Below are 22,690 nucleotides of genomic sequence, written 5' to 3'. Positions count from 1 at the left end.
CTCTGCACTACTAATTTTCTTGGTAGATTTATTTAATTAATGCTTTATTATGTTAATGTATTATTAGATTAATGAATTAATGGGTATTTTTACCAAAAATTAATCTTTTGTATTGGCTAGAATTAACAAAACCTTGAAACCCGCTTAAATACAATATTTTACAAGAGTTAATATGTGAATAAATTATTGAACTTTCCTTCATTTTGGTGTATAATTCGGCATTATAAAGACATTTTTTGATATCTTATGCAAGTTCCACATCAATTTGTTTTCCCGAATGACAACGTCGTCATTAAGCTATATTCAGATTGATTGTTTTTTTTGTGTCCAAAATAGGTCTGTAATTATGTCCAGTAACGATTGTTATTGGTATTAACTTTATTAATATATACTTAAAAAAGCCGCATTACATAATCGCGGTTAGGAGGTCTTTTATGGCAAAATATATAATCAAAAGGCTATTGGTCTCACTTTTGACTTTATGGATTATGTTCACACTTACATTCTTTTTGATGCATTTTGTACCGGGTAATCCATTCATAGGTGAAAAGAAGATGACAGCTGAAATGTTAGCCAACCTAAATGCAAAATATGGCTTGGACAAGCCTTTAGGGGTTCAGTATCTTAATTACGCAAAGAACGTGCTTCATGGTGATTTCGGACAGTCAATACAATTGATTGGTCAGGATGTAAAAGACATAATAGCTCAAAAGTTCCCTTATTCACTCAGGCTTGGTATTTTCGCCAGTGCGTTGGCAATGGCTATTGGAACTGTTCTTGGTGTCTTGAGTGCACTCAAAAAGAATACTGCTGTAGACAGGCTCATTATGTTGATTGTCACCTTCGGGATTGCAGTTCCAAGTTTTGTTGTTGCTACTCTTAGTATGATAATTTTTGGTGTACAGTTACAAATACTGCCTACAATTAGTGATTTAAGCACTGTTTCCAGTTACATTTTGCCTGGCTTTGCACTATCATTCTTCCCTCTGAGCTTTATAACGAGGCTCATGCGTTCATCTATGCTGGATGTTATAAATCAGGATTATATCAGGACAGCTCGGGCAAAGGGCCTTTCAGACAAAGTTGTTATATTTAAACATGCCTTAAGAAACGGTATTCTTCCTGTAGTAACTTATGCCGGACCAATGGTTGCATCTGTTCTTACAGGTTCATTTGTAATTGAATCCATATTTTCCATTCCGGGTCTGGGAAGTACTTTTGTTACCAGCATCACTGGAAGAGATTACACTACTGTAATGGGAGTAACGATTTTCTTCGGAGCAATTCTTATATTAATGAATTTCATCGTTGATGTAGTATACAGATTCGTTGATCCTAGAATCAACATTATCAATTAAGGGGCGGGTGACATTAATGAACACTATGAATGATACAAAAGTTTTGGAAAAGAATTTATTTTTGCCTGCCACTGATGAGGAAAAGGCAACAGCTGAGATTATGCGTCCATCTGTTAGTTATTGGAGGGACGCATGGAACAGATTAAGAGCTAATAAAGTGGCTACCGGAGCTCTCGTTGTAATTATTTTGATAATTCTGGCTGCTATTATCGGACCAATAATTTCTCCATACTCCTATGAGCAGATTATTGAGGGTCAAGAAAATCTAAAACCAAGCATGCAACATATATTCGGTACTGACAGTCTCGGAAGAGACCTGTTCACCAGAACAATGATAGGCGCAAGAATTTCTCTTGCAGTTGGTGTAGTTGCGGCAATAATGATATCAATTATCGGTATTATCTACGGTGCAATCTCCGGATTTTTTGGAGGCTGGATTGATAATATTATGATGAGAATTGTTGACATTGTATATTCAGTTCCAACAATTCTTATAGTAATTCTTTTGCAAGTCGTATTAAAGAAACCTATTGACAGTTACATTAAGTCAGGTCATGCGCCTGCTTTTCTCAACAGTATGGGTGTTGGTCTTATAAGTATATTTCTGGTTATGGCTCTTTTATATTGGGTAGATATGGCCAGAATAGTACGTGGCCAGATTCTGGCACTTAAAGAGCAGGAATATGTTCTGGCTGCGAAAGTACTTGGTGCAAGCAACAGGTCAATTATATTCAAACATCTGATTCCTAACTGTATTGGTCAGATAATAGTTGTAACTACTCTCAAAATACCGGAAGCGATATTTACAGAATCCTTCCTAAGCTTTATAGGTCTTGGTGTATCATCACCTATGGCTTCTCTGGGTTCTCTTTCTCAAACAGCTTTAAAGGGAATATATTCATATCCTTATATGCTTATCTTCCCCGCTGCAGCTATCAGTGTTATTATACTGTCCTTCAACCTTTTCGGTGACGGACTGAGAGATGCTTTAGATCCTAGGATGAAAAAGTAATACTTTGTAATAATTGGAATGTTAGCTTTGAAAGATACGGGTATATCTTAAATGATTACAGGATATACACTTTAGATAATTATTGGATGCCTTTTAAGGGGCAGGTGAGGTAATTGCTATGAATAATAAACTACTAGAAATAAATGATTTAAAAGTCTCATTTTTTACCCCGGCAGGTGAAGTTAAAGCCGTCAATGGAATAAGCTATTCACTTGAACCCGGTAAAGTTCTGGGAATCGTAGGAGAGTCAGGTTCAGGAAAGAGTGTTTCGTCTTATTCTGTTATTGGACTAATTGATAAGCCCGGAAAGATTGTAGGCGGAAGCATTACATTTGACGGTAAGGATGTTTCCAAAATGACTAAGCAGGAAAGGCTTCAGGTTGCCGGAAATGAAGTAGCAATGATATTTCAGGACCCTATGACTTGCCTTAATCCTGTCTTTACTATAGGCAACCAGATTGCGGAGTCCCTATATCACAAGTATGGGAAAATATCCAAGGAAGAAGTTAAGAAAAGGTCAGTAGAACTTCTATCCCTTGTAGGTATAAATGAGCCTGAAAAAAGGCTTTCACAATATCCACATGAATTCTCAGGCGGTATGAGACAAAGAGCTATGATCGCTATGGCCCTTGCAGGTGCACCTAAGCTCCTTATTGCCGATGAACCTACGACAGCGTTAGATGTTACTATACAGGCACAGATTCTTGAACTTCTGAAGGATATACAGAAGAAAACCGGAATGGCCATTGTGCTGATTACTCATGACTTGGGAATTGTGGCTGATATGGCGGATGATATTATAGTTATGTATGGCGGAAAAATAGTTGAACAGGGAACAGTTTACAGTATATTTAAGAACCCCCGTCATCCTTATACAAAAGGACTTCTACGTTCATTACCAGACTTGAACGTTAAGGGCTCGAAGCTTATTCCCATTAAGGGAAATCCAATTGATTTGCTTCACCTTCCTTCCGGATGTGCTTTTGCCCCAAGATGCGAGGAATGTCTGAAAGTTTGCATTGGCAACATACCTAAAGCCTACAAGGAAGCTGATGGTCATACTACTTCTTGCTGGCTGATGGATGAGAGGGCAAAAGAAAGTGTGGAGGTGCAGAAAAATGGAAAATAACTCAAATGGAAATAAATCAACTCTAGTTGAAATCAGAAACCTGAAACAATATTTCACTATAAAAAACAGTGTAGGCAAAAAAGGATACGTAAAGGCTGTTGACGATGTTACCTTTGATATTTTCAAAGGTGAAACACTAGGCTTGGTTGGTGAATCAGGTTCAGGAAAAACCACTCTGGGACGTTCAATGCTGAGAATATATAATCCCACAAGCGGTACTGTAAAAATAGATGGTATTGACATTACTAAATTTCAGGGAAAAAAGTTACTCCCATACAGAAAGAAAATGCAATATATTTTCCAAGATCCGTACGCATCACTGGACCCGCGTATGACAGTATCAGATATTGTCGGAGAAGCATTGGATATACATGGTCTGGCAGGCTCTAAAAGTGACAGAGCAGATAAGATAAGAGAGCTTTTAACACTTGTAGGCCTTAATACAGAACATGCATCTCGTTATCCGCATGAATTTTCGGGCGGTCAGCGTCAAAGAATAGGTATTGCTAGAGCAATCGCAGTACAGCCGGACTTTATAGTTTGTGACGAACCTGTATCAGCTCTGGATGTATCTATCAGAGCACAGATAATTAATACACTTGAAGAAATGCAGGACAGGCTGAACCTCACATATCTGTTTATCTCCCATGATCTGGGTGTAGTTAGACATACCTGCGACAGGGTTGGTGTTATGTATCTTGGCCATATAGTTGAGTTGGTTGAGTCTGAGGAATTGTACAAAAATCCTCTGCACCCTTATACCAGGGCATTATTGACAGCTATTCCAGAGCCTAATCCTGATACTGCAAAGAAGCGTAACCGTATTATCCTTAAAGGAGAAATACCTTCTCCTGTTAATCCGCCGTCAGGCTGCAAATTCAGGACAAGATGTCCATATGCAAAAGATATCTGTTCTCAAAAAGTACCTGAATTATCAGACTGTGGCAATGGCCATTATGTATCATGCCATTTTGCAGGAAAGTTATAACCGATTAAATTTTTCCATATTGCAAGGAAGTAATATATAAAAACTCGTATGTTCCGGTGAGGTCGACATTGGGATCATAAAATAAAAAGTGCTGAATAAAACCTTTTTATTCACGAGAAAATATTCGTGTTGCAAAAATGGATTTTTAAACTATAAATATCTATTTAATAAAAAATAATAGGGGGTATGCAAAAATGAAAAGAATATTAGCTCTTGTACTTTCACTGGCTACTATACTAACCGTATTTGCCGGCTGTGGAAGTTCTTCCAGCGATACTAAAGGCATTAGTGCAAGTATCGCTTCAGAGCCAGCATCTATAGATCCTTCACTTAATAAGTCTCTGGATGGCGGTACTTATATTAACTGTGCTTTTGAAGGTCTAACTACTTATGACAAAGAAGGTAAAATCGTTCCTGGAACTGCTGAAAAATGGGACGTAAGTGCAGATAACAAAGTTTATACATTCCATATCCGTAAGGATGCCAAATGGTCGGACGGTAAAGCTGTAACTGCAAATGATTTTGTTTACTCTTGGAAAAGAGCAATTGACCCTAAAACAGCTTCCGACTATGCTTATTACCTGTATTTTATTAAGAATGGTGAAGCTATCAACACTAATGGCGCTGATATCAATACATTAGGAGTTAAAGCTATTAATGATAGCACTCTTGAAGTAACGCTGGAGAATGTTTGCCCATTCTTTACTGAAATCGTAGCCTTCCCAACTCTTGTTCCTTTGAGAGAAGATGTTGTATCAAAGAATCCGGACAAATGGACTCTTGATCCAAAAACTTATATTGGAAATGGTCCATATGTTTTGACAAGTTGGAAACACTCTTCAAAGCTGGTCTTTGAGAAGAACGAAAACTACTGGGATAAAGACACTATAGTTGCACCAAAGATTGAATGGTTGTTGATGAATGATACAAATGCTATTCTTGGTGCATTCAAGAACAAACAGATATCTTTTGCAAGAAATATACCACATGATGAAATGCCTGCAGAGAAAGCTGCCGGAAATCTTCAGATTTTACCACAGCTTGGAACTTACTACCTGGCTCTGCTTAATACTAAAGCACCATTTGATAACCCAAAGGTTAGAAAAGCAGTATCTCTTGCAATTGATCGTAACTACATTACTGAAAAGGTTAGAAAATCAGGCGAAACTCCTGCATCAGGCTTTGTACCTTATGGTATAGCTGATGTTAGCCAATCACCTGACTTCCGTACAAAAGGCGGAGATTTCTATTCAGTAAAACCTGAAGATTACCAGAAGAATGTTGCTGAAGCAAAGAAGCTTTTAGCTGAAGCAGGTTATCCTGACGGAAAAGGTTTCCCTAAAGTAACCTATGGTTTAAGCACAGGTGCAGGTCACGAAGCCGTTGCTGAAGCAATTCAACAGCAGTTAAAGACAAATCTGGGAATCGAAGTTGAAATTCAGGCTCAGGAATGGAACGTATTCCAGGAGTCCAGAAAGAATGGTTTGTTTGATATCGCTCGTGACGGTTGGGTTGGAGACTATATGGATCCTTCAACATTTATGGATCTGATAACTTCAAATAACCCTCAGAATGACTCAAAATATAAGAACCCTGCATATGACAAGGCAATAGCTGATGCAAAGAAAGAAACAGATCCTGCAAAGCGTATGCAATTGTATCATGACGCAGAAAAGCTTCTCATGGATGAAGCCGGAGTAGCGCCTATATTCTTCTATACCGATCCAATCGTTATAGACAAGAATTTACAAAACTATGTAGTAACCAAGCTCGGATTTGTATATTTAAACTGGGCATCATTCAAATAAAACTAAGATCTATGAAAAAACCGCTCGGTTCATGTTGAACCGGGCGGTTTTTTATTAAAATAAAATATTAAACTGTTTCTGCTACAGGAGCCGTGTACACTCTGGTAGCAAGTTCTGCATCCAGCATGAGCAAAGCATGGGGGTCGTTCTTTATTAACTGAAGTTTTCTCAGAACCTTGTCAACGGTTGCTTCTTCTTCAACCTGCTCAGTTACAAACCACTGGAGAAAAGAATTTGTTCCGTGATCCCTTTCAGCCAGTGCATTATCTACCAGATTGTATATGGATTTTGTAACCTCCTGCTCATGCTTCAATGTATGATCAAATATTTCCTCGGGATTATTGAATTTATCTTCGGGCTCATCTACCTGATATAGTTTGACCTTTCCTCCTGCCTGAGTAATATAGTTGAAAAACTTCATTGCATGGTCGCGTTCTTCTTGTACCTGTACATGGAAGAAATTTGCAAACCCATCAAGATTCTGGTGTTGAAAATATGCTTCAAAACCAAGATATAAGTAAGCAGAGTAAAATTCTTTCTGAACCTGTCTGTTTAATAAATCATTCATCTTTTCACTAATCATATTTTTTGCCCTCCTATTAATACCATAATGCAGTCATAATGTTTTTGTGCATTCGGTTTAATTATGATACTTTTATTATACCCATGGTCTGTATTGCTAAACATTAACAGTGTTTTAATTAAAAAGGTCCTTTTGTCTATGTTTAATCCTCTGTCAAAAAAACAAACCAAACCGTTTAAAGAAAGTCAATCTCAAAGGTTTGGCTTGAAATATGGGGAAACTACTTATCAATAATAATTAATCGTCCTGCAATGCATCATATCCTTCTTCACCCGTACGTACTTTTACCACATTCTCGACATCATAAACAAAGATTTTTCCATCACCTATATTGCCTGTATAAAGTACTTTTTTTGCTGCATTTATTACAGTTGAAACAGGAATTTTGCATATAACAATTTCTACTCTTATTTTGGGCAGAAGTTTTATCTCCATTTCAACCCCCCGGTAGTATTCGGTACTTCCTTTCTGCATACCGCATCCAAGAACGTTTGATACTGTCATTCCTGTTACCCCGATATTATTCATAGCTTCCTTTAAAGCTTCAAATTTAATTTGCTTGGTCACTATTTCTATTTTAGTCATTTTTGCATCGGACCCAACCGGTGAATCTGATTTTTTATGAATAATTGGTACTGCATCATCAATGGCTACTGCTGCTTCACCGGCACTCTCAGATATATCAAGTATCGGCATAAAATCTGCATACGAACTGACAAGGCCATGTTCTTCAATATCAAGACCGGCGATTTCCTCTTCACGTGAAACCCTCAACCCCACAGTCTTATTAATAATTGTGAAAATAATAGCCATAGATACAACAACCCATGCTGCGACTGAAACTATTCCAAGGAGCTGTACTCCAAAATAATGAAATCCGCCCCCATACAAAATACCTCCGTCTGTAGCAAATACACCAACCATAAGAGTTCCTGTTGCACCACATAAGCCGTGTACTCCAATTGCTCCAACCGGGTCATCAATCTTAGCAACCTTGTCAATAAATTCTATTCCGAATACAACCACAAATGCCGCTATAATACCAATTGCAACAGCCCCTTTGGCACTTACTGCATCACAGCCTGCAGTTATTGCTACAAGACCTCCTAATGCAGCATTTAAAGTCATGGATACATCAGGTTTTTTATATCTGACCCATGTAATAATCATTGCAACTGTTGCCGCTGCGGCCGCTGCCAAGTTTGTAGTAATAAATATATTTCCCATTGATATAAGAGTACCATCCCCGGTAGCTGAAACTGTTGAGCCGGGGTTGAAGCCGAACCATCCAAACCATAATATAAAGACACCAAGAGCCCCTAATGTAAGGCTATGTCCCGGGATAGCCTTCGGTTTTCCGTTTTTATCAAACTTTCCTATACGGGGTCCAAGAATTTTAGCACCAATCAGAGCAGCAATTCCGCCTACCATATGAACCGCTGTAGACCCTGCAAAATCGTGGAATCCTAAGTCTGCTAACCACCCGCCGCCCCATATCCAGTGACCCGATACAGGATAAACAATCACACTTATTGCTACACTGTAGATACAGTATGATATAAACTTTGTTCGTTCAGCCATGGCACCCGAGACAATTGTTGCCGCAGTTGCACAAAACACTGTCTGAAATATAAGGAACACGGAACCCGGTAATGCTTGATTAACTCCATCCCCAGTGGCAAAGAGACTCGGTAATCCAAAAATCCCAAACTTACTGGTTCCAAACATAATGCCAAAGCCTATAAACCAGAAAACCAGTGAGCCCAATGCAAAATCCATAAGATTTTTCATAATTATGTTTCCTGCGTTTTTTGCTCGGGTAAACCCTGTTTCCACCATTGCAAATCCTGCCTGCATAAAAAATACCAGTGCTGCTGCTATCAATGTCCAAATTACATCCACTGAATTAAACATAAAATCAACTCCTTATCTTAAATTGAAAATAAAAAAACGCATTATTACAAATTATATTTGCAAAAACACGTCATCGTGGATAGCACATCTATATGTACAAAATAAACATAAATTTATCCGTCCATACAATAGCCACTATTAATTTAAAATTTCATAAATAAAGATAAAAATAAAAGCACTACAGAAAAATATCTGCAGCGCCTTTGCCTTTATTAATTAGTATGTTAACACTAAGACAACCTATTAGTCAATACATTTTTGAAGTTTTAAATTATATATAATTCACTTTTTCTCTAATTTGATAATATAATATGAAATTTGACAATGTCTTCTGTTAAAAATGAATATAAGAAATATGTATCCTTCATTTATCAGTAAGTATTGAATAGTATAAAACATTCTATCACTGAATTATACTGTATTTAATATTTTATAATTATTACTAATAAATTATCAGTCCTTTATATGCTATAATTATAATAATATTATTATTTTAGTAATTATAATAAATAACGTTTACGGGAGTCAAAATGTATTTTGAGGATTTCAAGTCATTACTTTACTCTGACACATTGGTGTCAGATATTTTTATCAGCCAGTATATGCCTTCCATGGACAGCACATGCGTAAAGGTATATATTTATATGCTGTTCCTTTGCAAACATAATAAGAAGGTAACCTCAGACGAACTTGCAAAGACTCTTAACCTTTCTCTGGATGAGGTTAAGTCCGCCTTGACCAGTCTTGATAATTTGGAAGTTATCAACTGGGTAGAAGACAAAATACAGCTCAGTGACTTAAAAGAAGCTGAAATAAAGAGAATGTATCGGTTAAAGTCAATATCATCTCCTGAGCAGGCTAATGAAAACTTTGAGAAGAATAAAAGTAGGAACAATACCCTCGCCGCAATCAATTCAAAGTTTTTTCAGGGGCTTATGGCTCCAAACTGGTATCTGACTATAGATAACTGGTTTACCATATACAAATTTGACGAGGATGTCATGTACACCCTTTTTAAATACTGCCATGACAATAATACCTTTCACAAAAGTTATATAGAGGCTGTTGCAACAAACTGGCATAGAAGGGGTATCCAGAATTTTTTTGACCTTGAAAAATACTTTGAGGATATGTCTCAGGTCCGGGGTATTAAAGGTACCATTATCAAGAAGCTTCGTCTTAGAAGGGCCCTGACAGAATACGAAAGTGAGTACGTAGAAAGATGGGTTATTGATTATAAGTACGGGTTTGATGTTATTGAACTAGCCTTGAAAAAAACCGTTGGAAAGACAAATCCTGACTTTAAGTTCCTTAACAGTGTATTAACCCGCTGGCATGACTTGGGACTGGTAACTGTTGAAGAAATACTTGGATATGAAAACAGTATTAAGACCCAGCCACAATCAGTCCAGGGCACACAGAAAACTAAGCCTAAACAGTCTCAAAGGGATAACTTTGAGCAAAGGGAATACGATGATGATTACTTTGAAAACTTTTTTACAAACACCTCAAAATAGGTAAACCACATAAAAGGATGAAAGAGGTAGTTTATGAATAGGGATATACATAATATTATTGCGAGAGAGTACGAAAGACGCCAAAAGCTTGCCGCAGATATTGTGGAACAGAGAAAACTACAGATATATGAGAAGATACCCCAGCTACGTGAAATTGAAAGTATGATTAACCGGCTGGGAATAAAATACAATAGGCTTATATTATCAATAAGCGGAGACAGGTCAGTTATTTTAAACGAACTTACTGAAAAAATAGCGGAACTTTCGGCTACCAGAAACGAATTGCTGGCAGAACATAATATAAGTTTAGATTGCATAATGCCTCCATACCAGTGTGAAAAGTGCAAGGATACGGGATATATAACTGGCACCGCAGGTTCACAGCGATGTTCCTGTTACAGGCAGCAAATTATAAGCCATTTATTTGCTCAGTCAAACGTAAATGTTAATGGCAAGGAATGTTTTGATAACTTTAACGAAATGCTTTATCCTGATGAAGTAAATGAAGCTAAGTATGGTATTGGGATATCACCAAGGGAAAATATAAATAATATAATGAAAAGTTGTATTGAGTTCATTAAAAATATAGATGATCCAAACCAGAAGAACCTTTTTTTCAACGGCCGAACCGGGGTGGGAAAAACTTTTCTATCTTTTTGTATTGCAAGAGAACTCATAAATCAGGGTAGAACAGTGTTATATCTTACAGCTCCTGCTCTGTTTGATATTATCACAGAACATAAAATGAGGAACTACAAGGAAGATGAATATGCCGATGATAAATATCAGAGCATTTTTTCTGTGGAACTGCTAATAATAGACGACCTTGGTACCGAACCGTTAAGTGATGCAAGATATGCAGAGTTATTAAATATACTAAACAGCCGACAATCTCAAAACACAGTTCGTACCTGTAAAACTATTATTTCTACAAATATAGGCCCTAAAAAACTTTATGAGCTATATACAGAGCGTATTGCTTCAAGGATTGTAGGCTACTTTGACAGATTGGTTTTAGCGGGTAAGGATATAAGACTTCTTTGATAAAAAAATTGGGCTATGGCCCAATTTTTTTGATTTTAACCCCATTTTAATTTCATTATCTGATACAAGAATGTAAATAAAATAATTACAAGTCCCGGCAGCATACTTAGAATTGCAGGAAGCCCGAGTTTTTCATGTGTCAATTCGTATTGGCCTGCTTCTTCCTCCATTATCTTTACATCCTGCTTTGTACTTCTGTAAAATGCATACAACAAGGCTACAAAGCCTGAAACTAAAGCCATATAAATAATAGTATAGAATAAGAAAGCAATTACTATGGAAGCTGTAGGCAAATATGAAAAATCAAAACTTTGTGCTTGCTGGATATCCTCTCCATTTAAATACCCCGTCATTTTAGATGCCATGAAAGCCAAAATTACAGCCGAAGCATTATTGGTAAAATGGGCGATCATTCCTGTAAAAATGCTTCCTGTTCTATATACAATAAAACCTATTAATGCACCGAGAAGAATAGTGCTTACAGCCTTTTGAATATCACGGTGCAGAAGGCCGAACAATACAGATGTTATTCCAAGAGAAACAGCGATACCATATTTGCGGTAACCGTTCTGTATAAGACCACGGAACATAACTTCCTCGCAAACTGCTGCCGAAACCCCTATAACCAGTAGAGCTATAAAAAGCGTAGGTACATCGTTTACAATTACTTTTGGTACAGGCAGGTTTCGTCCAAAAATTTCTCTTATCAATCCATAGGTTATTGCATTGAGAACGCCTACCACAGGCATTCCAAACAATGTCAAGAGCACTACAAGCAGATAATTCAAAGGTCTGGTTCCTCTTAAATTTAACGTTCTTTTTATATCATATCTTCCTATAATTAAAAAAACCACTACCGGCAGTAGAATAAAAATCAATTCTCCCATTCCACTTTTTAGATAACTGTTTTTAAAATTCAGGATAGGCCCTCCAAAGGTGAGTAAAATGGTTACTATTGAAAAAAGAATTCCGGAGGCTACAGGCCCTGGCAGTCTTTTTTTATTTTCGTCCGTTGTAATTGAAGAAAACTGTTCATCAATGTTATTTTCCACTTGGTTCCTCCCGTTGATCTATATATGTAATATTATACATTCAATATAATATTACTATTATCCTAATTGTATTTCAATTTTTTTCTGATATGTCTTAATCTAGTATATGACAAAGGGAGACGTTTTACGTCTCCCTTAATAATTTACCAATTCATGTTTTCATGTATTATTCTATTTAAGTACAACCTCGTATCCTTGAGTATCTAAAGTAAATTCATCTGAACTACCAAGAACATAAGCTTTCATTGAAGCTATTTTATCCTTTATTGCTTTATATTGATCTCCGCTTAGAGTTTCAGTATAAACAACCGATTCACCCGCTTCTATCTTTGAGTACATTAATGCCATTGTAAATAATTTGTCGGCAGACCATGTGTAAAGTATTTTCTTATCTGAATCCAGAAGTTTAAAATCATATTTTTGTCCAGACGAATGATTGAAGCTGACTGCCTTTTTTGAGTTATTTTTGAGAGTTACTTTCATAACTATAGAATCATCTTTAATTTCCGCCTCAGGTGTAACTGTCACAACAGGGTTCTGTTTTTCAAGAAGGCTAACTAGCTTACTTACTACTACAGCTGCTTCACCCCTTGTTGTGTTAGCCTTAGGATGAAACATTCCCTTTGAGCCTGATATGAGTTTGTAATGTGCAGCTCTACCAACATCCCCTCCGAACTCTGGAGTTACCTCGCTGTCATCACTAAAGAAAGGAGGCTTTATATTTATGAGAGCGTATTTGTCACCCATCTGATACTTGTAGGCATTCATTACATAATGAATCATTTCCTCTCTGGAAATAGAAGCACCGGGATTGAATTTCCCTCCCTTTTCTATAATATTCGCAGTTACAAGATCAATCAAATCCAAAGCGTAAGCTGCATTCTGATCCACATCATCAAAATAATCCTTTATCTGGGGCGCTGCAAAGTATTCTATCTGTATTCCTAACGCATCATGCAGCAAGGATACAAATTCGCCTCTGGTTATTGCTTTGGCGGGACTGAACTTCTCACCTGTAAATGGCATAACATTCTTCTCCATAAGCATTTGAACCGCTGAATTACACCAGTGTCCTGATATATCATTAAATTTATTATCTTTATTGTCGGCTGACTGGGCAAATGTAAATGTACTTGATAAAGCAACAGCACCCGTCAGTATTAATGCAGAAACAGTTCTTTTCATATAAATCATCTCCTATACGTAATTTTTAGTATTATTTGCCGGCTATATAGTATTAGACTAAGCTATATGAAAAATGTTCCACAAATTTTTTATACTCTTCCACTTACCTCCAACATAATACAACCTATAAGTACCGCAAAAGATATGCCTCCTAAGGCAACTGCCGTAAACTCATCTTCACCTGTTTTAATTTTCTTAATAACAACTGCAGTACTAATATATGTAATAAGAGCAGATATTACCGCTACATAAAGGGCCATTTATTTACAGCCTCCTTGATGCTATTTTTCCCAAACCATAAGATATCTCCAGAACAGCTTCCTTCTGATCACAGCACCGGGCAAATGCTTTTGGGTAAGCATTCTCATGTCTTTTAATGTCATATATGTATCATGTTCTCCATGTCTTTTCCATACTTCTCTGCTATGTACATCACCGGTTTTAATTTTATTGTTATACACTATGTTCATAAACATATTGGGTATAACTGCCAGTAAATTAAAAAACATATCCGTAAAGGTCTTTACCTTATAAAGGTCAAGTACTATAAGCTTACCTCCGGGTTTCAAGGTTTTCAGGGCAAACAAAATCAACCACTCGTAGGGTAAATGATGTGCTGTAGCAGTAGTAATTATAGCATCCAGGCTATTTTCCTCAAACTCCATATCAAGTATGTTTTTACTGATAAAATCTATATTTTTATATCCATATTGAGAAATAGCCTTTTCTATCATCTTGTCTGCCAAATCAACTGCAATAACGTGCTCGCTTCTTTTAGCCAACAGATTTGAAAGCTCACCTTTACCGCAGCCAATTTCAAGAATAAGCTCATTATCCTCACTGAGATATTTCATAAGGTTTTTGAAGTAGCAGTTATTATGATTCCATCTTTCTTCAACTATATCTGATATTTCATTAAAATCCTTTTTGACTATATCATAGTTTTCCATATAAGTCCCTATTCCTCAATGTATTCTGTTACTTTGTCCGTAAAAAGAATACCGTCAAGATGGTCTATCTCATGACATAAGCATTTTGCCATTTCCTTTTTACCGGTTATTACAACCTCTTCACCTTTTTCATTTAATGCTCTAACTTTGACTTCAGCAGGTCTTATGACCTTTCCCCACTTGCCGGGGATACTCAGACATCCCTCAATTACCTCCTGAGATCCTTTTTGCTCTAAAATTTCGGGATTCACTAAATTTATCAGGCCGTCACCCATATCTATTACAATAGCCCTCTTAAGAATACCTACCTGAGGTGCTGCCAGTCCTGCTCCATTGCCTGTATTGTACATGGTATCCGCCATATCCTTTAACAGCTCTCGTATCTTATCATTAACTTCCTCCACCGGCCTGCATTTTTTACGTAAAACTTCATCCTCCACAGTGCGAATATTCCTTAATGCCATAAAAATAATTCCTCCATAATCCCAATTTTAATTTCTGCTTTGAGTATGCCATAATCATTATTTTATATCAAATATTATCTTCCTGTCTCTTCTCTGTAGCGAGTACCGCATGGTCCGAATAAAGTCCCTTTTTACCCCTCACCATAAGATATATGCCTAAAACAATACACAATACATATACTATTGTTATTGGAATATTTAAAAGCATGACCTGAATATGCGTTTCCATAACTTTTTTCTTAAATTCTACAGGTGTATTATGCAATGCCTCCAGTATGTACGTTGTCTGAGAGATAGCAAGAATGAAAAGACACCTGAAAAAATAAATTATATAAAGAAGTCCTATACCTAAGTATTCACAACTCTTTATTTGTGTCTGTTCTATACTCTGATTATCATCATGCACTTCATTCGCTACTTTTTTACCGTATTTAATAAATATAAATCCAATGATTAATAATATAATACCCGGAACTGCTCTGGTCCACACAATAGAACTTATTTTTGCCCCACAAGATGCATTTATAATATCAACTATTCCTACTGCAAGTATGAAAAATCCTACTATGTTAAAGATGCATTGCTTAAATTTCCTATCCATTTTGGCCTCCATCAAATTGTATTCTTTAACATAAATTATATATTTTACCATATGCATTAGCAATGAAATTAATATACATTTTTTATTTCTATTTATTTTCCCTCTCCCAGTTTAACATATTATTGTAAATCTTTATCAGATAGTCCTTTGCCTCATTTTTTTCCCTCTCATTAAATCCTTGAAAGCATATGCCTTCCATCTTTATGAATATATCATCTACAACCTTCTTCTTTTCATATCCCTTGTCAGTAAGCCACACTTCAAGTGCACGTTTATCTCCGCTGACAGGCTTCCTGACTATAAGTCCCGCTTTTTCCATGCTGTTTAAAACACTTGTTATGGATGCAGGTTCCATATTAAAGTCAACGGCTATCTCTCTCTGTATACACCCATTATTTTGAAATAAATAGTTTAACATTCTTGGTTGGCCGGATGAAAGCTCTTCTTTCATAAATTCGTTCGCTGATCTTCTTCTGTGTATTGCCCCAACCTTTATAAGAAGCAAGTTCAACTCCTTTGGCTCCATTTTTATAATCAATTCCTTTCATCATAAATTAGGCTTCTAATAATTTGAATTCTAATATAATTTTTGCTCATTAGCAACCATTTAAAACTTCTACATACAAAAAAAGACTTGAAGAGGCACTTTCGCACCTATCAAATCTTTTTTAGCAATATATGTCTATCTGATTTACATAGTAAGAGTACCTTCAGGTGTTGATACAAGCATTAGTACATCCTCTTCTGCTCCGGTCAAAGCGTTGATGTATATAATAAAATTACGTCCATCCACCTTGCCCATAAACTCATAACAATATTTTTCAGTCTTAAAATTAGTTGGTATGATCGCTTCTCCCTGCCTGTCTATTTTAATCCTGTTATTAACCTTTGAACGAGCTTGCTCTAACGTAAGAGTTGTTTTAGGAATACTTCTTACTTTATGGTTATATAGATAACCCTTTGCCTCAACACCTATTATTTCTCCATTATCCAGCGCAATTTTGACCTTGATAAGATCAGGGTAAACAATTACCCCACCCTGCTTGTATGCATAACTGATAACAGCTGTACCATCAACCTTTTGGTAATAGGTGTCCACCATATTCTTATATCCCTTTGTGGACAAGTAGTCTTTAGCCAATTTCTTTGCTTTTTCCATATTTACAGTGTCTTTGCCGATATCCCTGTTCCTCAACATAAGGTAAACCTGTCCACCTTGCTGAGTAACTTCAACCTCTGCGGACTCGCTGTCCTTTTCATTTTTGTATGAAACTTTAAACCTGTATGTTTTAATGTTACCAAGGTCATTATTTTCAAGCTGCTTTACACCGCTGACCCTATCTTTGCCTATAAAGTTTACAGCAATATTTTTAGCCTCTGATACCGTAACTTTTTTATTGCCTAATCCCTGAGGCTTTGATTTAAGCATATGGTCTGAGTAGGGACCATCGTATATAAGAGTGGGATACTCCTGAAAGGTTTTGTCAATATTCTCAAACTGACTTGCCTGAGGATCTTTTGACTTAGAAGCCATCAAAAAATTACCTTTTTTAGCATAATTACCCCATGACATTTTCCCCTGAATAACCTGAGTCTCGATTCCCTGCAGGTTCTTTTGGAGAGAAACCGCATACCCGTGAAGCTTTTTCAGGGCATCATACTCTTTGTCATTCAAAGGAATACCATTCATAGTTTTGTTATTAAGGGAATATGCCATATCACCCGCTTGTGTTAAAAAGTTGGATGTCTTTTCAAGTATTGGGGGTGCTACCGGAAGCTGCCCCATATTCGTTTGCGCGAGATTTGACTGCCTCCACACCTCTTCCAACATTTTTGATGTACTTACGGGTGTTGAAGTAACCAAAGATTTTGCCATTAGGGCCTCAACATTATCAACATAATCAGATAAATCAACAAAAGCCCTGTTATACTGGTTTGTCATTAAAACCTGTAATCTTTTTAACTGCCTGTTCTGATAGTATCCCCACATTGATACCCCTACTAGAGCCAGTATCGCTATAACCGCAAGGGGTACTGCCCATGATCTTCTTCTATCATTTAAATGAAAGCCATTATCAGCCATATTATCACCTCCGTATTATATGCCGAACCAATGCTTACCGACCTTATATCTTACTTTTCTCGACCAAATCCATTTACTGGTGGCTGTAGCCGGATTCCAATAGTATAGGCACCCGTCAGTAGGATCCCAACCTGCTAAAGCATCCCTTGCCGCCTTTACAACAGTAGATTTTGGGTTAATAGGAACATTAATCTGCCCGTCTGATACTGCTGTAAATGCACCGGGTTGGTATATTACACCCGCTACTGTTTTTGGAAATTTTGAGTTGTTAACTCTGTTTAAAATTACAGCTCCGACCGCTACCTGTCCTTCAAAAGGCTCACCTCTGGCTTCACCGTTTATTGCTCTGGCAAGGAGCTGTTCGGTTGATATGTTCGATTTTGCAGCAGCATTTACAGTACCTGACTCAATAAGCTCTGCAAGACCCATTGTAAGGAGAGTGGCTCTGTCCGCTATCCCATTGGCCTTCAGGCCATACTGCCTCTGGTAGTTGAGAACAGATCTCAATGTATCATACCCGAATCTTCCGTTAACTTGTCCGTCAAAGTAGCCCCAGTTCTTTAGCTCCTGTTGCATATCCTTAACTTTTTCACCATTATCCCCAATTTTCAGGGAGGGTGCAGAGCTTGTTAAATACATTTTCCCTTCATCAACAATTGTAAGACTGAATACTATTAGTAAAAATAAAGCAATTATTTTATATTTTCTCAAACTTGTACCTCCTTCCGATTATCTCGCAAATTTCATACAAAGTTATTTTTGGTTAATTTCTCAAAAATATTCGTTGTCTGCTCAAATATGTTATTTCTTTATAAAAAACATGTATTAATAACCTGCAACCTGTCAAAAATGTAATTGATTCTGATAAATGAAACAGATAAATGAACTGGAGTGTTTTATGAGGGTATTGATACTGTATGTCTCCGTAGGAACTGGTCATATGAAGGCCGCCGAGGCGCTGAAGGAGTCAATTGAGAGACAGTCTCCCGACTGGAAAGTTGATGTTCTTGATGCATTGAAATATATTAATCCGGTAGTAGATAAAATTGTTGTAAGCAGTTACTTAGGAGCTCTTAAACGAAGTCCCAAGTTATACAGCATGATTTATACTGCCTCTGGGACAGGAACAGGTATATATGATATGAGTAAAGCGGTAAACAAGCTTCTGTCATATAAGCTAAGATCCCTTATAAATGAGTATAAGCCGTCTGCTATAGTATGTACTCATCCTTTTCCCATGCAAATGCTGTCATCTTTAAAAAGAAAAAACAAACTGAATATACCTACAATGGCAATACTCACAGACTATGTGGTTCATTCATTATGGCTGGATAGCGGCATGGATGCATTTATTGTGGCTAATGATAATATGAAATCCGAGATGATAAGCAGAGGAATACCGGATAATATTATTTTTCCTTATGGTATTCCTGTTTCTCCTAAATTTTTGACTCCCACGGATAAGAATGGTCTGCTTGTAAAATATGGCTTGGAAGATAAATTTACGGTTCTGGTAATGGGCGGTGGAATGGGATTCGGAAATATCGAAAAAACTATGGCCTCATTGTTAAACTGTGATGTTGATATTCAAATAATTGCAGTTACGGGTACCAATCAGAAGCTTAAATTCCAGCTTGAAGAATACGCTTCACAAAGCAGTAAAAAGGTACTGGTTTTTAGCTATACAGATAAGGTTAATGAGCTCATGGATATTTCTGACCTTTTAATAACAAAGCCGGGTGGAATGACTGTGTCCGAAGCTTTGGTAAAAGGATTACCTATTTTTATAATATCACCTATACCCGGACAGGAAGAGGGTAATGCAAGCTTTTTAATAAGAAGCGGGGTAGCCAATAAAATCGATAATTTTAATAACCTTGTAAATATTTTGTCTCAAGTAACTAATGATCCTTCTACACTTAAAATAATGAGGGAAAACTCAAAAGAACTGGGAAAACCACATTCAGCCCATGACATAGCTGCTTTACTAGGCAAACTTGTAACGGGCTGAATCTATTAAAAAATCCTTCTGATACCAACTATTCGGTTTTTGTAGTAACTGTCCTCCAAGGAGTCGGTTACAACTCCTCTGGAAGGACTTGAATGTATAAATTCGTTGTTTCCTGTATAAACACCTACATCAGAGACATCCTTTTTTACATTGTCTGTACTAAACATCAGAAGGTCTCCGGGTTTTATTTCATCTAATGTAATACTTGTTCCCGTCTTTGCTATCTCCTTGACATTACGGGGTATATCCACTCCGTTAATTCTGCTGCTGACATAGCATAGGCCCGGCGAGTCAATACCCCATCTGCTGACACCGCCAATAATGTATATGGTCCCTTCAAATTTTCTGACAGTTTGAATAAACCCTTCAGCTGAAGTTTTCGGTATGCTGTTCTGTGTAGAAGGTACTGCTATTACTCCGCCATCCTCAACCCAACCTTTTTTATTATCCGGCAAAAGCACATCATAGCCAGTTTTTGTTTTACTTACTGAATAAAGTTCCGTTCCCAAAACTACCTGCTTATATTTTATGTCATTTCCTGTTCCTGTGTAAACATACACCGTTTTTGCTGTTACCACTATTTTATTATTAATACGACCGTCTGTAACACAACTGGTATCCCTGCTGACGTACTTACTCTTGACCCACCCTGTCGTTCCATCCAGCATCATAATCTTAGTCCATGAGCCTTCCTGAGAAACGACCTTTACTATCTGGTTAAAAAGAGCCTGTGTCAGTCTTGTACTCAAAATGTCATTCTGGGTGAATACATCAACAACAGCATCATTAATAACAGCAGCATTTTCTGAGGTTATACCGCTTAGATACTGTTCATTTTTTGTAACAGGAATTTCCCTGTTTCCACATCCTGATAAGATTAATATAAATGTTGCTGTAATAGCAAATAAATAAATAAGTAAATGTTTCCTCATAACTGCCTCTTAATCAATTCTTATAGAAATACTATATTTTTTTATGGGCTCTATGTCAATGAGCAGATTTTACAAGGGAATTCACTGCCGATAAGTTCTACTTCCCTCTTTTTACAAGTAAATATGATTACCTGTTGTTTTTTGCTTATATCCCCAATATATTTAAGTGCGTTAAGTGTTCTTTCATCATCATACTGTGCAAACGGCTCATCCATTATAAAGGGCATGCACTCATGGTTTTTAAGTACTGTCTCTGAAATAGCAACCCTCAGTGCAAGATATATCTGATCAATTGTCCCATCACTGAGCATTGAAACAGGAACCAGTGTCTCTGTCTCCGGGTTATCCAGCATAATTTTGAGATTGTCTCCTGTTCTTACATCGTTATATTTTTGTGATGTAAGGCCAGAAAAAGTGTTATTCAATACTTTATTCATTAAAGGTACATATTTTTTTCTAACCTGCTCAGCTGCGGACTCCAATGTATTTATGGCAATATTCAGAGCCTCTCCCTTGGAGTCCAGACTTTTCTTCTGGCGGCTCAACCGGCTAATTTCATTTTCAATATCAGAAATGCTGTCTGTACTGGTATTTTTAACAGACTGAGCAACTGTATTATATTCAGTCTCCCACCTTTGGAGTTCTGAAAAAACATTCTTATTAATACCAAAGGCCTTTACCAACAGATTTTCAAAAGAATCCTTTGAAATGTCCTCGATAAGTTCGCTCTCATGGTGTGTGAGGTTGTCCTCTATTTTTTGCATATCTTTTGTAATCTCTATATATAACCTTGATATCTCACTTTCAACATTTTCAGGCTTCTCCGCTCCATTGTTAGCCTTAAGACCTTCAATTCTGCCCGTAAGCTTTTGATACTGAGTCTTATTTTGAGCTATTCTATCATCAAAATGTGAAAGCTGACGATTTAATTCATCTGTTCTGTCCTTTTGCAGCACTTTCGCTTCCCTATTTATAGTCCTTGTTCTAAGAATAAAAAGGATAAAGGTTGATAAAAAAGGTATCAAAGTAAATAAAGGACTTAAAATGTTAAAAACAAATGCTGCTAAACCGACCGCCAACGTAGCGATAACACATATCGTCAAAAATACATCTGTTCCTCTTAGCTTTTTGCCTCCGGCCACCTGATTATCATTCAAATGGAGTATTGCTGACTTTTTATCCTCCTCAAGCTTAGTAATGTTTTCTTGGGCCTGGCGAACGGATTCTTCAAGAAAGCGTATTTCTTCTTTTTTTTCATTTAAGAATTTTAGTTTTTCTTTAAGTTTACAATAATCAATTATTCGGCTCAGAAGTCTATACTTAAACTTTAATTTATTAATTTTCAAAGATATATCCTGCTGTTTTTCCCTTAATTCCTCAAGCCTTTTTTCTTCATTCAGTAGGTTAACCTTTTTCTCCTGTAATTCAGCTATACGTTGATTTATAATATCCAGAGGCCTTGTATAACTTCTATCAGTTCCAACCTGGCGCTTCAATGCCTCTTTAAGAGCATTTTGTGCCTTTATGTACGATATATCCTCAAACCCACTCTGCTGGATATTTGAGATTCTGTCAACAAGGTCTTTTGACGTTGAAGTATCAATCCTTGTTCCCATCTGCTTAATAAACACCGTTCTTTCAAAAAGGTTCTCATTAAGTCCTACCAGCTTTTCACCAATGCTATTTATATCCCTTATGTCAATAAAATTAGCTGAGATGTCATTAAAAGAAGAATCATACAAATTTATCTTGTTAGCAAGAAAGTCTCTGTCAATGCGGTAAAATTCACCATTATCCAGTTTAATGTTCATGTACCCACCGTACTGGTTGTTGTTCCATGGCATATACCTTTTACTTTCAGGCAACATTCCGTTTTTCCCGGCTCTACCACCCTTTACTCCATACATCATGGCTTTTATATATGCCATAAGAGTTGATTTACCGCTCTCATTATCCCCATAAATAACATTCAAACCATCTGAAAAGTCACAACTAAAATCCTGAAGTTTGCCAAATCCCCTTACATGGAGTCGATCGATTTTCATATTCGGTTAAATAT

21 protein-coding genes are annotated in these 22,690 nt (G+C 36.8%); 8 read left to right on the top strand and 13 right to left on the bottom strand.

Features of this window, described 5'->3' with window-relative positions; all coding sequences use genetic code 11:
* Positions 1-434: 434 nt before the first annotated feature.
* The 5 genes from CLO1100_RS00270 to CLO1100_RS00250 all read left to right on the top strand — a co-directional run bounded on the left by CLO1100_RS00270 (position 435) and on the right by CLO1100_RS00250 (position 6,295).
* Positions 435-1,358: an ABC transporter permease gene (locus tag CLO1100_RS00270; protein ID WP_014311756.1), complete on the top strand. Its 924-nt coding sequence runs from the start codon at positions 435-437 to the stop codon at positions 1,356-1,358.
* A gap of 16 nt (positions 1,359-1,374) precedes the next feature.
* Positions 1,375-2,370 (top strand): ABC transporter permease subunit, encoded by a 996-nt coding sequence (locus tag CLO1100_RS00265; protein WP_014311755.1) that lies wholly within the window; start codon positions 1,375-1,377, stop codon positions 2,368-2,370.
* A gap of 118 nt (positions 2,371-2,488) precedes the next feature.
* On the top strand, positions 2,489-3,499 hold the full coding sequence (locus CLO1100_RS00260) for an ABC transporter ATP-binding protein (RefSeq protein ID WP_014311754.1): 1,011 nt from the start codon (positions 2,489-2,491) through the stop codon (positions 3,497-3,499).
* Complete coding sequence (locus CLO1100_RS00255; RefSeq protein ID WP_014311753.1) at positions 3,489-4,487, top strand: ABC transporter ATP-binding protein; 999 nt, start codon at positions 3,489-3,491, stop codon at positions 4,485-4,487. The genes CLO1100_RS00260 and CLO1100_RS00255 overlap by 11 nt, the downstream gene beginning before the upstream one ends.
* 194 nt (positions 4,488-4,681) lie before the next feature.
* Complete coding sequence (locus tag CLO1100_RS00250) at positions 4,682-6,295, top strand: peptide ABC transporter substrate-binding protein (RefSeq protein ID WP_014311752.1); 1,614 nt, start codon at positions 4,682-4,684, stop codon at positions 6,293-6,295.
* A gap of 67 nt (positions 6,296-6,362) precedes the next feature.
* Here the strand turns inward: CLO1100_RS00250 and CLO1100_RS00245 are convergent, their stop codons facing one another.
* Positions 6,363-6,878 (bottom strand): ferritin, encoded by a 516-nt coding sequence (locus CLO1100_RS00245; protein WP_014311751.1) that lies wholly within the window; start codon positions 6,876-6,878, stop codon positions 6,363-6,365.
* Positions 6,879-7,115: 237 nt separating this feature from the next.
* Positions 7,116-8,792 carry an ammonium transporter gene (locus tag CLO1100_RS00240; RefSeq protein WP_014311750.1) on the bottom strand — a complete coding sequence of 559 codons (1,677 nt, stop codon included), beginning with the start codon at positions 8,790-8,792 and terminating at the stop codon, positions 7,116-7,118.
* Between the two features lie 530 nt (positions 8,793-9,322).
* Between CLO1100_RS00240 and CLO1100_RS00235 the strand changes: the two genes are divergently transcribed.
* Both CLO1100_RS00235 and CLO1100_RS00230 read left to right on the top strand, forming a co-directional pair.
* The gene (locus CLO1100_RS00235; RefSeq protein WP_014311749.1) at positions 9,323-10,309 is read left to right on the top strand and encodes a DnaD domain protein; all 987 of its coding nucleotides are present in this window, start codon (positions 9,323-9,325) and stop codon (positions 10,307-10,309) included.
* Between the two features lie 33 nt (positions 10,310-10,342).
* A complete protein-coding gene (locus CLO1100_RS00230; protein ID WP_014311748.1) occupies positions 10,343-11,353 on the top strand; it encodes an ATP-binding protein in 1,011 nt (336 codons plus the stop codon).
* Between the two features lie 35 nt (positions 11,354-11,388).
* On the opposite strand, the gene CLO1100_RS00225 is transcribed toward CLO1100_RS00230, so the two are convergent.
* The 9 genes from CLO1100_RS00225 to sleB form a co-directional block, all read right to left on the bottom strand.
* Entirely contained in the window at positions 11,389-12,405 is a 1,017-nt protein-coding gene (locus tag CLO1100_RS00225; protein WP_014311747.1) for a type II CAAX endopeptidase family protein, read from the bottom strand.
* A gap of 171 nt (positions 12,406-12,576) precedes the next feature.
* Positions 12,577-13,590 carry an S-layer homology domain-containing protein gene (locus tag CLO1100_RS00220; RefSeq protein ID WP_014311746.1) on the bottom strand — a complete coding sequence of 338 codons (1,014 nt, stop codon included), beginning with the start codon at positions 13,588-13,590 and terminating at the stop codon, positions 12,577-12,579.
* Between the two features lie 89 nt (positions 13,591-13,679).
* Complete coding sequence (locus CLO1100_RS20560; protein WP_014311745.1) at positions 13,680-13,850, bottom strand: hypothetical protein; 171 nt, start codon at positions 13,848-13,850, stop codon at positions 13,680-13,682.
* Positions 13,851-13,871: 21 nt separating this feature from the next.
* Positions 13,872-14,540 (bottom strand): class I SAM-dependent methyltransferase, encoded by a 669-nt coding sequence (locus CLO1100_RS00215; protein ID WP_014311744.1) that lies wholly within the window; start codon positions 14,538-14,540, stop codon positions 13,872-13,874.
* Positions 14,541-14,548: 8 nt separating this feature from the next.
* Positions 14,549-15,004: a peptide deformylase gene (gene def / locus CLO1100_RS00210; protein WP_014311743.1), complete on the bottom strand. Its 456-nt coding sequence runs from the start codon at positions 15,002-15,004 to the stop codon at positions 14,549-14,551.
* A gap of 67 nt (positions 15,005-15,071) precedes the next feature.
* Positions 15,072-15,605, bottom strand: coding sequence for a hypothetical protein (locus tag CLO1100_RS00205; protein ID WP_014311742.1), 534 nt, complete (start codon positions 15,603-15,605; stop codon positions 15,072-15,074).
* Between the two features lie 88 nt (positions 15,606-15,693).
* Positions 15,694-16,116 (bottom strand): MarR family transcriptional regulator, encoded by a 423-nt coding sequence (locus tag CLO1100_RS00200; protein WP_242836645.1) that lies wholly within the window; start codon positions 16,114-16,116, stop codon positions 15,694-15,696.
* A gap of 180 nt (positions 16,117-16,296) precedes the next feature.
* Positions 16,297-17,688, bottom strand: a complete 1,392-nt coding sequence (gene ypeB / locus CLO1100_RS00195) for a germination protein YpeB (RefSeq protein ID WP_014311740.1) — start codon at positions 17,686-17,688, stop codon at positions 16,297-16,299.
* Between the two features lie 15 nt (positions 17,689-17,703).
* Positions 17,704-18,399: a spore cortex-lytic enzyme gene (gene sleB / locus CLO1100_RS00190; RefSeq protein WP_014311739.1), complete on the bottom strand. Its 696-nt coding sequence runs from the start codon at positions 18,397-18,399 to the stop codon at positions 17,704-17,706.
* Between the two features lie 187 nt (positions 18,400-18,586).
* On the opposite strand from sleB, the gene CLO1100_RS00185 reads away from it, so the two are divergent.
* On the top strand, positions 18,587-19,699 hold the full coding sequence (locus CLO1100_RS00185) for a glycosyltransferase (RefSeq protein ID WP_014311738.1): 1,113 nt from the start codon (positions 18,587-18,589) through the stop codon (positions 19,697-19,699).
* A 5-nt stretch (positions 19,700-19,704) separates the two neighbouring features.
* On the opposite strand, the gene CLO1100_RS00180 is transcribed toward CLO1100_RS00185, so the two are convergent.
* Together CLO1100_RS00180 and CLO1100_RS00175 are read right to left on the bottom strand one after the other, a co-directional pair.
* The gene (locus CLO1100_RS00180) at positions 19,705-20,631 is read right to left on the bottom strand and encodes an SH3 domain-containing C40 family peptidase (RefSeq protein ID WP_014311737.1); all 927 of its coding nucleotides are present in this window, start codon (positions 20,629-20,631) and stop codon (positions 19,705-19,707) included.
* Between the two features lie 50 nt (positions 20,632-20,681).
* Complete coding sequence (locus CLO1100_RS00175; RefSeq protein ID WP_014311736.1) at positions 20,682-22,676, bottom strand: AAA family ATPase; 1,995 nt, start codon at positions 22,674-22,676, stop codon at positions 20,682-20,684.
* Positions 22,677-22,690 lie beyond the last annotated feature (14 nt).

The organism is Clostridium sp. BNL1100, assembly GCF_000244875.1.
Taxonomy (GTDB): domain Bacteria; phylum Bacillota; class Clostridia; order Acetivibrionales; family DSM-1351; genus Ruminiclostridium.
This window is presented reverse-complemented; position numbering and strand designations above follow the sequence as displayed.